Origin of the sequence: Shewanella psychropiezotolerans, from assembly GCF_007197555.1 — a bacterium.
GTDB classification, from domain to species: domain Bacteria; phylum Pseudomonadota; class Gammaproteobacteria; order Enterobacterales; family Shewanellaceae; genus Shewanella; species Shewanella psychropiezotolerans.
Genome location: NZ_CP041614.1, coordinates 132,199 through 148,535, shown reverse-complemented (window position 1 = coordinate 148,535; position 16,337 = coordinate 132,199). Strand labels below are relative to the sequence as shown.

Genomic DNA, 16,337 nt, shown 5'->3' with positions numbered 1-16,337 from the left:
ATTTTGTTTTTAACTTGGCGAGAGGGGGCATTCTATTCCTAGAAAGCTTAAATCACCACTTTAAAATATCAATAACAGAACCGCTCGATTTAAAAACATACTACGATCATACCAACTAATTAAGTAACCAGTTGATTTCAAGTACCCATAGAGATAAACCTAAGAAACAAGTTGCAACCCCATACATGTTAGTCTGTAATATTAGCTGGTTCCATAAAATACCATCGAGTTAAGCATCTTCATCATAAGGGCTGAATACTGTCGAATTAAAGCCCAAGTTCACAGCTTAAAGGCCTACAGCTTGACACTTTTCGGCTCGCCCTTTACTTTGTGGTAAAGATTCTTATTACCAATTGTTTTTATGAGTCTTAATAGCTGAGTTCATGTCGCTACATGAGCGTTCACTATTCTGATCTGTTTGGAGTTTTTATTGGCTGCCCTATTGCTGTCACAGGCTATTTCGTCTCTTACCGATAAGCTGAAACAATTTAATTTCCAGTCCCCTAGCGATCCCATCATTCAACTGTCTGTCAGTATCAAAGCCTTACCCGTTATAGCCTGGTTATCAGCTCAACCAATTTATCCAAGGATCTATTGGAAAGGCAGAGATACCGAAGAAGAGGTCTCCGCTATTGGTAGCTGCAAAGACTTCTTCTATGACGAGGCTGTAGACGATAACCAGCTCGCCATGGCGTACCAGGAACAACGCACACTAACCAATAATCAAGACATTCGCTATTACGGCGGTGTCGCGTTCGACAGAACGACTGAGTCCTGGCCAGAATTTGGCAGGGCCAGATTTGTTTTACCCAGAATAGAGTTAAGACGCAGTGGTACTGAATATAAGCTACTGGTTAATTTAAATTGTGAAAACCAGGATACCGAATCTGAGCGCCGAAATGCCATCGAGAGCTTAGCTAACTTAGCCGCCCCTAGACCACTACCACCGCCAAATAAAGTCAGTTTGCTAGGTCGTAGTGACAGGCCGGATCACTATCATTGGACAGAATTAGTTAATCGGGTCACTCACCCTAAATTTATCAAAGAGACCCCCAAGGTAGTGTTATCTCGCCTGACTCAACTAGAAGTCAATGAAGAGATAAATCCTTGGATGTTGCTTGCCTGCTGGCAAGGTCGTAACCCAAATAGTTTTCAATTTGGCTTTCAGTTTAGCCCGGATCGTACCTTTATCTCCTGTACGCCGGAGCGACTATTTCGCCGCCGTCAGAGGGAGCTATTTACCGAGGCATTAGCTGGCACGACGACACGGGGGCTAAATCAAGAAGAAGATGCCTTACTCGCAAAACAGCTAATGGAAGATAGCAAAAATAGCCATGAAAATCAGTTAGTAAGACAGCATATCGTCGATGTTCTCACTCCCTTAAGTAACTATGTCGGCGCAGAAGAGACACCTAAGGTGTTTAAATTAAGTCATATTCAGCACCTACACCGCTCTATTCGCGCCGAGTTAAAACCTGGCGTAGATGATTTTCAGCTATTACTTGCCCTGCATCCAACTCCAGCCGTAGGAGGACTCCCCAGAGAACCGGCAATGAATTTTATTCGTCAACGAGAAGGATATAGCAGAGGTTGGTATGCTGGTGCTTGTGGATATTTTAATAAATATGAAAGTGAATTTGCCGTCGCTATTCGCAGCGCGCTGATTGAACCTGGGCGGATAAATTTGTTCGCCGGTGCAGGCATAGTATCCGGCTCCGAGGCTGATGATGAGTGGCTAGAGCTGGAAAATAAGCTCACCACAATACTCTCGATATTAACGGAACTCTAAATGCTTAGGTGGGTGATTTAGCGGGTTTATTGTTTTATACCATTCCGAGTAAGTATCTGATCATTCAGCGGGAGTTCAAAGCACTGTAGGCAAGGCGAATGTTTGAAGCTAATAGTTATTCTATATCGAGAACATTCAACGTAGCATAAAGGGTTTTGAAACCCGCACTGCGTGAGACTCTCAGTGTTTCCACTTCTGTGTTGCATTGACTTAAAAGGGAATAACCATTTCCTCATCAATGCGCCTTGAATTGAAAAAACTGAGAGTCTCTGAACTGACCAGATACTTATATGGAATGGTATTAGCGTCACTTAGCTGAGAGGCGTTCGGCATTCTCACCTACATAATGACGAAACAGCTGTTCAAGCTCGCCACTGGCTATCAATTTTGTTAGCTCTTTATCGAAGTGAGTTTTTAGCAGCTCCCCCTTGTCCGTCTTGCTAAATACAAAATAGACCTCCAGCCGAAATACATCCTCTATAATGACAAACTGCCTTGGTTGATTCAGCTCAGCCACTTTAGTGAGCATGGCGGGCTTATAGTCGAGAACCGCATCGATTTTCCCTTGATTTACCCGGTTAAGCAGATCCAACAAGTTAACACTCTCTTCATAGTACATAGCAACGGGGATCAATTCATCGAAGCGATAATCTAACAGTGCCTGCACCTTCTTTTGAGCTAAGCTGCCTATGCCCTGCCACAATGCTGCTAACTCCGGCGTTACCGCCACATCTACGGTATCGACTTCAATAGGAATATCACTGTATATTGAGTTGGCTTTATCATCGGGATAGAAGCCAAGCGCCATATCCGCTTTATGATGATGTAGTAAATACCTGACCCGAGAAAAAGGCACCATGTCTATTTCCAGCAGCCAGTCTTCAGCGGGAAAAATTCGTCTTAAAATATCGAAGTAATAACCACTGCCATCATGATTAGTATATCCAACCCAATTTTCGGTAACGATATGTATGCGGGCAGGTTCAGTTAGACCACTGATGGGTATTGCGCTGAGTACAATCAAAATCAATCTGCAAATTAGCTGCTGCATTGCCTTAGCCCCGAGAAACCTAGCTTAAGTTTAGATGCTAAAGTTACTATTTGATCACTAAGCTGGATTTTTACTTGCCAGTACCCTCTACACCTATATACTGTGCCGCCCCTACCGGGGCAAAATAATCAAAAAACACTCACTAAGACGCCTATTCCATTAGCCACTTAATTGAGTGTTAACCATAACCAGCGGGTTCCCTCACCCCGTATCAAAGCTTAGTCTATAAAAAGGTCACAAAATGTTATCCTTATCGACAACACAAATTCGTCGTGCACTGCTTCTGCTCGTCGGCTTCCACATATTGATCATATGCGCCAGTAACTATTTAGTTCAGATGCCGTTTCAAATATTTGGCTTACATACAACCTGGGGAGCATTCAGCTTCCCATTCGTTTATCTTGCTACAGATCTGACCGTAAGAATTTTCGGCCAAAGTAATGCGAGAAAAATAATTTTTAAGGCCATGCTTCCCGCTTTAGTGATCTCTTATTTAATGGGTGTCCTGTTTCACCAGGCTAATTTTCAAGGTATTGGCTCACTGGCAGAATTTAATAGCTTTGTATTTAGGATCGCATTTGCGAGTTTTGCGGCCTATCTTGTTGGCCAATTAATGGATATCACCGTTTTTGCTAAATTAAGGGATACTAAGTCCTGGTGGGTAGCCCCAGCCGCTTCAACATTAGTCGGTAACCTGATCGATACTATCGTCTTCTTTGGCATCGCTTTTTACGCCTCCAGCGATAGCTTTATGGCAGAGCACTGGCCTGAGATTGCCAGTGTCGATTATGGCTTCAAACTTATCGTGAGCTTATGCCTGTTCCTACCTGCATACGGCATTTTATTAAAGGTTTTAGAACAAAGAATCGTCAATATAAGACAAATGTCGAACAGATAGCATTCACTGACCATGTCTGCTTCAATGCATTAAAATGGCGGCACTCAATTTTATCCATGAGATGTCGCCCTCCCCCTAAAGTGATTATCAATATTAATTGATATAAAAACAGCAATAACATTTCACTTAATAATCTTTATTTACAAAAGCTTATGTAACATCTAAATCAATAACATGCCCACTATCCAAATCTTTACAATAAAACACCTTGCCAAACTTAATGATAATGATTACCATTTGCATGCGTTCCAAGAACTCACTCTACAAGGCTAAGGTAAACACTTCATCTCTGTTTTAATTGGCTCACTATTTAGTTAACTTTTATCAAAAGTTAACTAAATAGAAAAGTTAAGCGAGTTTTGCATAGCACGACATTGCTCACACACTCTTATAGCCGGGATATCTTTTATCCCGGTATTTTTTTGCCTGATTTTCACCCTGCAGCAAACTAACAACAAAATAAACCCAAAATCACACAAATAAAACTTGCCAACGATAATGATAATGATTACTATTTACGTGCGTTCCAAGAACTCACTCTACAAGCTAAGGTAAACACTTCATCTCTGTTTTAATTAGCTCACTATTTAATTAACTTTTGTTAAAGAGTTAACTCAATAGGAAAGTTAAGCGGGTTTCGCATAGCACGACATTGCTCACACACTCTTATAGCCGGGATATTTTTATCCCGGTATTTTTTTGCCTAAAATTTTTGACTGAAGCCAATTACCGATTCGTATAAAGATGTGGTCACTCAGCGAGAGTTTAGCGCTTCAGAGGCAAGGCAACGAGTGAGTATGTTCCTACCAAGCGGCAACAGTCCTATCAACATAACCAATAGCCATGCATTATCAGTTAATGAGTATCAAGAGGAAGGAAAGGCCAATATCAGCCTATGTCCTGCTTGTAGAAGATTCAAATTGATAAAACGACAAAACAATTGTTTGTAAATTCCAATCAACAAGATACAAGGTAAGCAATTGATTTTAAATGTGGTAAACGTTAACTCAAGCCTTATTAATATAAAATACCAACAAAACACTTGCACAACCAAATGATAATGATTATTATTTACATGCGTTCCAAGGACTCATACTTACTTATGTGATTCAGCCTATGTTTTATGTCATAGGTCATAATGAAGTTGAGTTTTCAAGCACGACATTGCTCACACACTCTTTATAGCCTGGATTATATTTTCCAGGCTTTTTTTTGCCTGTTACGCGCTAGCCTCTACACTCCAACTTGCTCTTCACACGCTAGCCGCTTCCAACCTTTTCTATGATTTGTCCTATAACCTGAGGACAATTACGTGCCATTGAAGTGTAGCCCTTCATATGGCGTATCTGTCCGCTCCTCTTTAGCCTTATGATATAAACCTATGGTGAACAAGGTACCCTTGCCCACTGTAGAACTCACCTCGATAGTGCCGCCAATACGTTTGATGATGCCGTAGCTTAGAGATAAGCCTAAACCTGTACCGTCCTTTCGAGTGGTATAGAAGGGATCGAAAATTCGGCTCAGTTGCTCCTGAGGTATCCCCTTGCCTTCATCTTCAATCTCTATCTTGACGCCGATAGGTTCATCCATATAAACCCAATCATAGGTCCTGATCCAGATCCGTCCCTGCTCATCCATAGCATGGGCTGCATTAACCACCAGATTAATCAAAACTTGTAGCAGCTGAGGCCGGTTCACCTCAATGGGATAACTGGCATTGAGTTCTTGGTTCAAGATAACTTCCTGCTCCTGAATCGAATGCCTCACCAACACCAACATCTCTTCGATGATAGGGGTCAGTTGATGCATCTCCAGCGGCGCATTGAACTCTCCGGGGCGACTGTACTGTAATAGACTATGAATAATGGTACTAATACGTCCGACCTGCTGAATAACCAGATCTATCTCTTCCTCGACTATGTCTGCATTATCACCGAGTTCAGACTTAAGCAGCTCCATATTGCCTAAGATCACCGCTGTCGGATTGTTAATCTCGTGTGCTATCCCGGCGGTCAGTTCGCCTAAGGCAGTCAATTTTTCGTTAGTAACCAGCTGCTGTCGAGTCTCGTTTAATAGTGCCACGTTGTTCTGCAGCTCTTCGGTCTTCTCTTGCAAGCTACGGGTACGCTCCTCGACTTTATCCTCTAATAGCTCTGATGCCGCCTGGATCTGCGAATTTCTACGCTGCAGCAGGTCTAACATACGATCAAACTGTTCGGCTAAGTTAGAGAGTTCATTATCCCGCTCTAAGCCCAAAGAGCCGATGCGCAAATTACGCCCGGACTGGACCGCTTTAACCACATGGTGAATTCGCTCTATCGGCTGCAGCAAGCTGTAAGCGCCGCGATAGACTAAGAGTCCAGACACCAAGAGAACCAACATTAAGATAGTCCCCAACTCTATGATATTCAGCAGATAATTATGAATAAACGGCGATTCTGAGAAACCGGTATAAATCATGCCGATGCGGTTACCCTGAATATCTACCAATGGTGAATATGCCGAGATAAACCAATCATTAAACACGAAGGCTCGGTCGACCCAGAGCAGGCCCTGGGACAATACTTGCTGTTTCACCTCTTCCGATACCAGGCTGCCCAAAGCGCGTCCCTCGGTTTCGCCATCCTTAGGAAAGAAATGTAAGGGGACATTGGTACTGATTCGAATATTATCGAGGAAGATGGTCACTGTGCCTATAGAGCGCTCAGGCAAGGTACCTTTGTCATAAACCAGATCACGAATATGATCGACTATGCGAGTATCGCGGTTAAATAGAATGCCACCATCCAGATACCAGGCGATATTGCCACTAGCGTCAGGAATAGGTAACAAGCTACGGCTGAGTAAGCCCCTATCTTCAACCGTCTTAGTAAGCTTCTGAGATCTGGGAGTTTCAACCAAAATAATATTGGCAGCCGCAACCAGATCAGGGTCAATTCTGGCAAGTCGATTTGGACCCAATACCATCATGCCAGAATAGGCATCACTCCCCTTAACCTTAGGCAACATCAAGCGAAGATCCGGATCTGCAGCGGCTTCAGATACACTGACCAAACTGAGGAAATCCAAATCCAATTTTCGTTTTTGTGCCTCCAGGAAGACATCTATCCGCTGACGGGAGTCATCTTGTCTGGTGTCAAACTGCCTGAACTCATTCTGGAACTTCCAGGAATTCATCACTAACTCTAGCTGTTTCTCTTGACTCTTCTGCACCGAAACCAAGGTATTACTAGCAACCGTGAGGTCAGCCTTAACCTTCATAAACAACTGCTTACCAGTATAACTGATATTCCAGTAGATAGTGATAAACACTAAACTGACTAAGGTCAATAATATAGGTAACAGAGTTAGAATAAGAATTCGATAGCGTACCTTAGCTTGCATCTGCTTCCAATTAACACCGAATACCCGAGGGAAAAAAGACACCTTAATTTTCCTCTTCTTTATGTGTACTGAACCACTCTTTATACTTGCGATCTAAGGTCTTTCGCGACACCCCTAGGTCTCTGGCGGCGGCAGATTTATTGCCCTGATGTATATCAACAACTTGCATCACATGGTGCTTCTCTACTTCCTTTAGGCTCCAGTCCAGAGGGTAGCCCGATTCGTTTGACGATTCACTCTTAGGCTGCTGCTTCCAATATTCTGCCGGCGGCTTACCTAATAAGATGCAACGCTCGATCATATTGCGCAGCTCACGAATATTACCGGGCCAGCTATATTGCTGTAATTTAAGCATGTCTTCATGGCTCCAAACTACCTCCTTGACCCCGAGCTCGGCCGCCAGCTGCAAGGTAAAATGATGAGTCAGTTCGACCACATCTTCGGGCCGTTCTCGCAAAGGAGGGATGACAATATCTAATACATTGATACGGTAATAAAGATCTCGTCTGAAGTTACCTTGTTCAACCTCTTCCGCCAGCCTTCTGTTCGTCGCCGCTAGCACCCTGACATCGATATTAATCTCTTTCTCACTGCCTACGGGACGTATCGTTCTCTGCTCCAGAACCCTTAATAGGGCCGTCTGCATCTTGAGTGGCATCTCACCAATTTCATCGAGGAACAATGTCCCGCCAGAGGCGAAACTAAATAAGCCCTCGCGACTGCCCTTAGCACCGGTAAAAGCACCGGCCGAATGACCAAAAAGCTCACTCTCCAACAGGTCTGGAGCGATAGCGCCACAATTCACCGCCACGAAGGGCCCCTGTCTACCACTGAGGAGATGAAGCTGCCTGGCCACCAGCTCTTTACCGGTGCCGGATTCTCCCTCAATCAAGATCACCGCATTGGTTGGTGCGACACGCTCGATCACGTGTTTAACTTCTTGCATGGCATCGCTGCTACCTATTATGGTAGAAGATTGACCGATAGAGACTTCCCGACGCAGCATCAAATTTTCACGCTTGAGTAGACGCCTCTCTATGCAGCGGTCGACCGCCTTCATCATCTGCTCTAAGTGAAATGGCTTCATGATAAAATCGGAAGCGCCGGCTCGCAGCGCCTTAATGGCGACATCCATATCGGCATAGCCTGTCATAAAGATGATATCTGAGCGACGCTCCTGATCATCGAGTGCCTCATGCCATTCGATGCCTGAGCGCCCTGGTAAGCGTATATCGACAATGAGCAGATCAAAGTGACAACGACTTCTCAGCTGTTCGGCGTCTTCGACGCTCGCGGCCGTCTCCACTAAGGCAAACTTCTTGGATAAGGCTTTTTTCAGGAAACTACGCATTCCCGGCTCATCATCTACAATCAGCACAGACACCGCAGAGGGAAGTGGTTTGGAATCTTTCTTTAATTGGCTCATATTGTCTACTTTAGGACATTTTGACTCATTTTAATGATGATTCTAGCATCAAGTTTAGGCAGAAAGGTCACTGTGAACCAAAGAATGCGACGCTTGGGACAATATGTCTGCCTAGCGCTGACAAAATTTGCGACTCGACTCGCACTTTTAGCCATCTTGTGAAGCGGATGTAACTGGCTGTTACTTGGCATTGAAATTGCTAGTTATAAACAAATTATTGGATGACTCCATATGGCAGGGGGTCCTCTTATTAGAATAGCCAAGGAGTATGCATGTTAAACCTAAAATCTATCTTCAGTATTGCATTAGCCGCGACGTTAATAACGGGCATGCCAGCCCACGCCGAAGAGATAATAAAATTAGCCACCACCACCAGCACCGAAAACTCTGGTTTATTGAAAAATTTACTGCCAAAATTTGAAGCCGAGTCAGGTTACCAGGTGCAGGTCATTGCAACTGGTACAGGCAAGGCATTAAAGCTCGCTCGCCAAGGCGATGTCGATGTCATCATGACTCATGCCCCCGCCGCCGAAGCAAAATTTGTCGATGAAGGCTATGGTCTGCTCCCTCGCGGCATCATGATGAACGACTTTGTGATCTTGGGCCCTAAAAATGACCCGGCAAACATACGTAGCAGTAAGACAGTTGAACAGGCATTTGCTAAAATAGCCGAGTCAGGTGAGCTGTTTATCTCTCGTGGGGATAATTCAGGCACTAACATGAAAGAGTTGATCATCTGGAACAATGCCCAAGTAGATCCCTCTTTCGAAGGATATAAGTCAGTAGGTCAAGGCATGGGTAAGACCTTACTCATGGCTAATGAATTACAAGGTTATACTCTGTCAGACCGAGGTACTTTCGTGGCTTATAAGGCCAAGTTGGATATGACAATCGATTTCGATGGCGGACAAGCATTAGCTAACCCATATCAGATCATGCTGATAAATCCAGCTAAATACCCAGATCTTAACCACAAAGGCGCGAGAGCCCTAAGTGATTGGTTGATCGGTGCCGAAGCTCAAGGCATGATCAATAGTTATACCGTTAAAGGTGAGCAACTATTTAAGGCAACTTATAGCGAATGACTCTAAGGTTCTGGTTAAACAGCTTTTTAAAATGCGATACAGCAGACACATTTGAAGGTCTGAATATGCCGTTATCTGAATCGGTCTATCACAGATGAATGAAGGCTGGTTAGCCCTTTTACAGCAGGCCTTGAGCCTGCTGTTTTCATTGGACCCCGAAGTGTGGTCCATCGTCTCCGTCTCTTTTTCTGTATCTTTTGCAGCGTTATTGATCACCTTGCTGCCCTCTATGATACTAGGATTTGTGCTGGCTTTCGGACGCTTTCCCGGTCGCTGGTTTATCACCAATCTCATTCAAACTCTGCAATCTATCCCCACAGTGGTCATAGGTTTACTCGTCTATTTGATGCTAACCCGTATGGGGCCTCTGGGTGATCTTAGGTGGTTGTTCACTCAAAAAGGCATGATCTTAGGCCAGATACTCATCTGTGCTCCGGTTTTGGTGGCCATGAGCCAAGCCGCCTTTACCAGTGTTGACCGCAGAGCCTGGGAAACTTCCCGCACCTTAGGCGCCTCCTGGCTTAGATCTATCTGGACCTTGTGCAGAGAGTTGAAAGTTCCCTTGCTGATGGCCATTGTGGCAGGCTTCAGTCGTATCTTGACCGAGGTAGGTTGTTCCATGATGGTGGGCGGTAATATTGCCGACGTGACTCGCAATATCCCCACCGCTATCGCATTGGAAACCAGTAAGGGGGATTTTGCCCAGGCGATAGCCTTAGGTTTAGTCTTGCTCATACTCTCTCTGGTGCTTAACTTCACCTTAGGTATTCTCAGAGGCAAAGCCGAACCGAGGAGCCACTAACTTATGGCCAACTTGATAGCGCAAAATATCGAGATGTGCTTCGATGAAAGACAGCTATTCACTATTGACAGAGTACAACTGTCAGAGGGAAACACCATATACCTACAGGGTGATAACGGCAGTGGCAAGACCACCTTAATGAAACTGCTCGCTGGCTTGTTGAAGCCAAGCCGCGGTACTATTACTGCCGAAGGTTTTGCCCCACTGCCATGGTGGCGTTCCAATCCTCTGCTAGGTAAGGCGGTTTACTTGCATCAACACCCTTACCTGTTCGATGGTAGCGTTGAATATAACCTACGCTTCCCACATACATTCAGCGATATGACAGCCAGAGAGCTCAATCAACGCACTCTTGCCGCGATCGAGATGGCCCAGCTAACGCATCTGTGTAAACAGACTGCCTCCAGCCTATCCGGCGGCGAGAAGCAGAGGCTCGCCATCGCCAGAGCCTGGATAATGCGACCCAAGTTATTACTGTTAGATGAACCCACTTCTAACATGGATAAATATTCTCAACAGCTGGTGCTCACTATGATCAGTGAACTGCAAGAGTTTGGTACAGGCATGTTGATCAGTAGCCATCAGGCTTGCGTGCTGACCAGCTTATGTAATCAAACCTGGATTATAAAAGATCAGACGATAATATCGTCGGGCGCCGCTGTTAATCCAGCGAATACAGCTCCAATAAACATACAGGACTCTCAATATGTCATTGCAAATTGATGCCGTGATCTTAGCCGGCGGGATGGCTAGACGCATGGGTGGAAACGATAAAGGCTTAGTCGAGCTAAATGCACAACCTATGATAAAACATACAATCGATCGGATAAAACCTCAAGTTAAGGGGATCCTGATCAACGCAAACCGTAATCAAACCCGTTATGCTGAGTTTGGTTTCCCTGTCATCAGCGATGAAGATACAGGTTACTTAGGTCCACTAGCGGGAATGATCACCGCCATGGGAAATACCCAGGCAGATTACTTGTTGATCGTACCTTGTGACTGTCCCTTGCTACCAACCGATCTTGTGTCACGCATGCTGACACAAGTAGAGAGCCAAGGTGCCGAGTTAGCTGTTGCCAGTGACGGTAAGAGAGAGCAACCCGTGGTCTTGTTGCTCAAGCCCAGTTTAAGAGACTCAATGAAAGCCTTCTTAGATGCTGGCGAACGAAAAATAGATTTTTGGTACGCAAAACATCACTGTGTTGTCACTGATTTTTCAGATCAACCCAATGCCTTTGTTAACGTAAATACGCCAGAACAAAAACAACAACTTGCTGAGGCAATTGCCAAATAAATTTCGAGGTCTAAATGAGCATCCCTTTTACCAATCCGCTATCGATCCCTGTACTCGGATTTTGTGCCTATAGCGGCACAGGAAAAACCACCCTACTCAAGAAACTCATTCCTGAGTTAAATAGTCGTGGGGTTAAGTTAGCGGTGATTAAACACGCCCACCATAACTTCGATGTGGATATTCCGGGAAAGGACAGCTTCGAGATGCGCAAAGCGGGTGCTCGCCAGATGTTAGTCGCCTCCCATGTACGCTGGGCTCTTATGACCGAAGATGCGGTCGAAGGAGATCCTCAGCTGCCACATCTGTTGCAACAAATAGAACAAGATAAGGTCGACATTGTTTTAGTCGAAGGCTTCAAGAAGCTTGAGTTACCCAAGATCGAACTACACAGAGCCGCCCACGGCAAACCCTTTATTCATACTCAAGATGATAATATCCAGGCTATCGCCTGTTGTGCAGACACCCAAGTCCCTGGTGAATTGCACCGTTTGGATATCAACGATGTCGCTCAGATAGCCGACTTTGTTATCGAATATATCGGCAAGTGGCAAGTATCTCCAGCCCCTCTACCACTAGCTCCCTCTTCTGGCTGTGAATTTGGGATGAGTGAGACACTCTCCGTCAGACAAGGCGTAGATAATATTCTCTCGTTTGTAAAGCCAATCACCGACACCGAGCGGTTAGCATTAGATGATCTTAGCGGCCGCGTACTCGCCGAAGATGCAATTTCTCCCGTAGATGTACCGCAGAATACCAACTCGGCTATGGATGGCTATGCATTCAAGCTCTCCGAGCCTAGGCTCGAGCGCTACAGCATAGTCGTCGACGTGATGGCCGGACATCATTATAAAGGCACGCTGCAGGACGGCGAAGCCGTACGCATCATGACAGGTGCACCCTTGCCCGCTGGCGCCGACACCATACAGGCCAAGGAGCTTGCTAATGAACAAGGCACAAATGTCAGCTTCCAGGGAGAAATAACCTTGGGCCAGCATGTGCGTTTAGCCGGAGAAGATATCGCTAAAGGCAAGACAGCACTGGCAGCCCATAAGCGTATGCAGGCGCCGGAGCAAGGCATGTTGGCATCCTTAGGATTCGGTCAGCTGCCGGTATTTAGACGCCCTAAGGTGGCCGTGTTTTCCACCGGTGATGAAGTCTGCCAACCCGGCGAGCCATTAAAACAGAACTGTATCTACGACTCTAACCGTTTCACCATCAAGTCCATGGTGCGTAAACTAGGTTGTGAGGTTATCGATTTAGGCATCATTCACGACTCAGAAGATGCTCTCGCCGAAGCACTGCAACAGGCCGCCATGGATGCGGATATGGTCATAAGCTCAGGCGGCGTATCGGTCGGCGATGCCGACTTCATCAAGCTTGCCTTAGATCGAGTCGGTAAAATTAACTTCTGGCGTATCAATATGCGTCCGGGACGACCGCTGGCCTTCGGTCAGATTGGCGACAGTTTATTCTTCGGCTTACCGGGTAATCCGGTTGCAGTCATGGTCTCCTTCATCCAATTCGTGCAACCGGCTCTACGTAAGCTAGCCGGTGAGAAAAACTGGCAGCCTAGCCTAGTTCCCGCGATTGCCGATTGCAAAATGCGCAGCCGTGAGGGACGCACAGAATTTATCCGCGGCGTCTACCACTTAGATCAGGATGGCAGGTTACACGTGACCACAACAGGCGCACAGGGCTCTGGGATGTTGAGCTCTATGGTTAAAGGCAATTGTCTTATCATCATAGGTGAGCAAGATGATCAGTTAAACTCTGGTGATACCGTTTATATTCAACCCTTTGCTGATCTTCTGTAACTTAGAATATGCACTGCATATTGTCTGAAGCAAGCAGAAATTTGCGCCGTTAGCTTAGCGCCCCGTTGTAGGTAATTAGTATGAGTTTGATGGTCGATACCTTTGGTCGCAAGGTGGAATACTTGCGCCTTTCTGTCACCGACAGATGTGATTTCCGTTGCGTCTACTGTATGAGTGAAGACCCTTGCTTTCTAGAGCGAGAGCAGGTGCTTAGTCTTGAAGAACTGGCATGGGTTGGGCAAGCATTTACCGAACTCGGCGTCAGCAAGATCCGCCTCACAGGTGGCGAGCCCCTAGTTCGTAGCGACTGCGACAAACTGGTCAAGCAACTCGGTGCACTGCCAGGCTTGTCAGAATTGTCGATGACTACCAATGGCTCTCGGCTAACTAAGTTTGCCGAAAAGATGCGAGATTCAGGCTTAAGCAGGCTCAATATAAGCCTGGATACCCTCAAGCCTGAACTGTTTACCGAGCTCACCCGCAATGGCAAGGTCGAGCGAGTCATCGCGGGTATTGATGCCGCCAAGGCCGCCGGATTTAAGCGTATCAAGATCAATGCAGTGATCCTCCGCGGTCAGAATGACGATGAGGTGTTAGACCTTATCGAGTTTTGTCGCGATCGTGAGCTGGATATCGCCTTCATCGAAGAGATGCCACTGGGCATTATCGATGAGCGTAAGAAGAGCCGTCACTGCAGCAGCGACGAGGTCAAATCGATTATCTCCAAACGCTATCAACTCAGCGTCTCCAATAAACGCACCGGTGGCCCGGCGCGTTACTACACTATGCCCGGCAGCTCGATCCATGTTGGCTTCATCTCGCCCCATAGCAATAACTTCTGCCATGAGTGTAACCGAGTACGTGTCACCGTCGAGGGGCGCTTACTGCTCTGTCTCGGCAATGAACACTCGGTGGATCTCAAGGTCATAGTGCGTGAGTTTCCCGGCGACATAGAGAAGTTAAAAGCCGCGATCTTGGATGCGATTAAGCTCAAACCCAAGGAGCATATATTTGATGTGGAAGGCGAAGTGCAGATACTGAGATTCATGAATGCGACCGGTGGCTGAGTTCGAGAGTGCCCGCCGACATAGAAAACTAAAAACCACCCTATTGTAGATGCGATTAAACTTAAGCCTAAAGAGCATATATTTGATGTGGAAGGCGAAGTGCAGATACTGAGATTCATGAATGCGACCGGTGGCTGAGAAACATGTATTTGCCGTGGAAGGCTAAGTACAGATGCTGAGGTTTATGAATGCGACTGCAGGCTAATCAGCACGTATTTGACGCTGAAGGCGAAACGTTTCATGAATGCGACTGGAGGCTAAGCGGTATTAGCCGCTGGTTTTATGACATGCTAAACTGCGCCTATCTCCTCTAGTTACCTCAAAACTGAAACCGGACATCATGGCGCTATCACGGAAAAAGTGGAACAATATCATTATTCTCGCATCGATCATGATGATATCTATCCTCACCCTGTTAGATCAGAAGACGGCAAAACTCCCCGACGATGCCCACCCGCTATTCGACGACAACTCGCCCTTAGTCCAGCTACAACTCGACGCTCTCTGGCTCAACAAGGGCAGTAGAGCCTGGCAATGTCACCCTGATGTACTCAACTGCCAATTTTGGGCTAAGGCATGGAGTGAAATTCATTTGTCAGCCCTAGGGCAGGGTATTGATATCCTTGCAGCTATTGATGAAGATATTGATAAGCAGAGTGCACAGAGAGTCGTTATCCAGATAGCCGATAAACAACAGCCGCAGTTATGGCAGTTTTACCCTAAGCACGGCCTGCTCAAGTCGCCAGCCAACAACTGGTATCTGATCCCCCCAGTCAACGTGAAGCCCTATCACCGATAATTAAAGCCAAAGCTGTAATCGACAATTAGCAGCTTAGACAAGCAGCTAATCACATATCTATCTCCAGAGAACTCATTATGCCCGAACTGCCCGAAGTTGAAGTTACCCGCCAAGGAATCACTCCACATCTTGTCGATCAGGAAGTCATCGGCTTAGTGGTACGTAATGCCAGCCTGCGCTGGCCAGTGCCTCAGATAGCCCAGCAGATAGTCGGTCAGGTGATACGTAATGTGCGTCGCCGGGCTAAATACCTGCTTATCGACACTGACGCCGGCACCACGATTGTCCACTTAGGCATGTCAGGCAGCTTACGCATAGTGCCAAGAAGTACTCCAGTGGAGAAGCATGATCATATCGATCTCGAGCTTGCCAGCGGTAAGATACTCAGGTTCAACGACCCCCGTCGTTTCGGTGCCTGGCTCTGGTGTGAACTGCCAGAAGAAGCCCATCCACTGTTATCAAAATTAGGGCCTGAGCCGCTCAAAGATGACTTTACCCCCAAGTATTTGTTTGATTCGCTACAGAACAAGAAAAAAGCGATCAAGCTCTGCCTGATGGATAATCATATCGTGGTTGGTGTAGGTAATATTTACGCCAACGAGGCGCTATTTGCGGCGGGGATCCATCCACAGACCGAAGCAGGAAGACTAGACATCGAACGCCTGACTATCTTAGTCACCGAAGTTAAGTTGATACTCGCTAGTGCCATCAAACAAGGTGGCACGACGTTAAAAGACTTCACTAATGCCGACGGTAAGCCTGGTTATTTTGCCCAGAAACTGCATGTCTATGGTCGCGGCGGCGACACCTGCACCCAATGCGGCAATCTACTCAGTGAGATAAAATTAGGCCAACGGGCAACGGTATTTTGTGGCATCTGCCAGCACAAATAAGCTTAATAATTATTTAGATACTAAATTACTAT

The 16,337-nt window shown here is 46.1% G+C and carries 12 protein-coding genes and 1 pseudogene; 10 read left to right on the top strand and 3 right to left on the bottom strand.

Annotation, left to right across the window (positions count from 1 at the left end; translation table 11 throughout):
* The first annotated feature begins 430 nt into the window (after window positions 1-430).
* Window positions 431-1,789, top strand: coding sequence for an isochorismate synthase (locus tag FM037_RS00705; protein ID WP_144044404.1), 1,359 nt, complete (start codon window positions 431-433; stop codon window positions 1,787-1,789).
* A gap of 307 nt (window positions 1,790-2,096) precedes the next feature.
* On the opposite strand, the gene FM037_RS00700 is transcribed toward FM037_RS00705, so the two are convergent.
* Window positions 2,097-2,840: a substrate-binding periplasmic protein gene (locus FM037_RS00700; protein WP_144044403.1), complete on the bottom strand. Its 744-nt coding sequence runs from the start codon at window positions 2,838-2,840 to the stop codon at window positions 2,097-2,099.
* A gap of 241 nt (window positions 2,841-3,081) precedes the next feature.
* On the opposite strand from FM037_RS00700, the gene FM037_RS00695 reads away from it, so the two are divergent.
* The gene (locus tag FM037_RS00695) at window positions 3,082-3,738 is read left to right on the top strand and encodes a 7-cyano-7-deazaguanine/7-aminomethyl-7-deazaguanine transporter (protein ID WP_144044402.1); all 657 of its coding nucleotides are present in this window, start codon (window positions 3,082-3,084) and stop codon (window positions 3,736-3,738) included.
* A gap of 1,308 nt (window positions 3,739-5,046) precedes the next feature.
* Here FM037_RS00695 and FM037_RS00690 read toward each other — a convergent pair.
* Together FM037_RS00690 and FM037_RS00685 are read right to left on the bottom strand one after the other, a co-directional pair.
* Window positions 5,047-7,164: a sensor histidine kinase gene (locus FM037_RS00690; protein WP_144044401.1), complete on the bottom strand. Its 2,118-nt coding sequence runs from the start codon at window positions 7,162-7,164 to the stop codon at window positions 5,047-5,049.
* Window position 7,165: 1 nt separating this feature from the next.
* Window positions 7,166-8,548: a sigma-54-dependent transcriptional regulator gene (locus FM037_RS00685; protein ID WP_144044400.1), complete on the bottom strand. Its 1,383-nt coding sequence runs from the start codon at window positions 8,546-8,548 to the stop codon at window positions 7,166-7,168.
* Between the two features lie 272 nt (window positions 8,549-8,820).
* Here FM037_RS00685 and FM037_RS00680 point away from each other — a divergent pair, with 272 nt between their 5' ends.
* The 8 genes and pseudogenes from FM037_RS00680 to mutM all read left to right on the top strand — a co-directional run bounded on the left by FM037_RS00680 (window position 8,821) and on the right by mutM (window position 16,305).
* Complete coding sequence (locus FM037_RS00680; protein WP_144044399.1) at window positions 8,821-9,633, top strand: substrate-binding domain-containing protein; 813 nt, start codon at window positions 8,821-8,823, stop codon at window positions 9,631-9,633.
* A gap of 94 nt (window positions 9,634-9,727) precedes the next feature.
* Window positions 9,728-10,435, top strand: coding sequence for an ABC transporter permease (locus FM037_RS00675; RefSeq protein WP_144044398.1), 708 nt, complete (start codon window positions 9,728-9,730; stop codon window positions 10,433-10,435).
* Window positions 10,436-10,438: 3 nt separating this feature from the next.
* Window positions 10,439-11,158: an energy-coupling factor ABC transporter ATP-binding protein gene (locus FM037_RS00670; protein WP_144044397.1), complete on the top strand. Its 720-nt coding sequence runs from the start codon at window positions 10,439-10,441 to the stop codon at window positions 11,156-11,158.
* Window positions 11,142-11,732, top strand: a complete 591-nt coding sequence (gene mobA, locus FM037_RS00665; RefSeq protein WP_144044396.1) for a molybdenum cofactor guanylyltransferase MobA — start codon at window positions 11,142-11,144, stop codon at window positions 11,730-11,732. The genes FM037_RS00670 and mobA overlap by 17 nt, the downstream gene beginning before the upstream one ends.
* A 14-nt stretch (window positions 11,733-11,746) precedes the next feature.
* Entirely contained in the window at window positions 11,747-13,546 is a 1,800-nt protein-coding gene (locus tag FM037_RS00660; RefSeq protein WP_144044395.1) for a bifunctional molybdopterin-guanine dinucleotide biosynthesis adaptor protein MobB/molybdopterin molybdotransferase MoeA, read from the top strand.
* Between the two features lie 80 nt (window positions 13,547-13,626).
* Window positions 13,627-14,613 carry a GTP 3',8-cyclase MoaA gene (gene moaA / locus FM037_RS00655; protein WP_144044394.1) on the top strand — a complete coding sequence of 329 codons (987 nt, stop codon included), beginning with the start codon at window positions 13,627-13,629 and terminating at the stop codon, window positions 14,611-14,613.
* A 340-nt stretch (window positions 14,614-14,953) separates the two neighbouring features.
* A pseudogene (locus FM037_RS00645) lies at window positions 14,954-15,441 on the top strand (hypothetical protein).
* Window positions 15,442-15,489: 48 nt separating this feature from the next.
* Complete coding sequence (gene mutM, locus FM037_RS00640; RefSeq protein ID WP_144044392.1) at window positions 15,490-16,305, top strand: bifunctional DNA-formamidopyrimidine glycosylase/DNA-(apurinic or apyrimidinic site) lyase; 816 nt, start codon at window positions 15,490-15,492, stop codon at window positions 16,303-16,305.
* The last annotated feature ends 32 nt before the right edge of the window (window positions 16,306-16,337 follow it).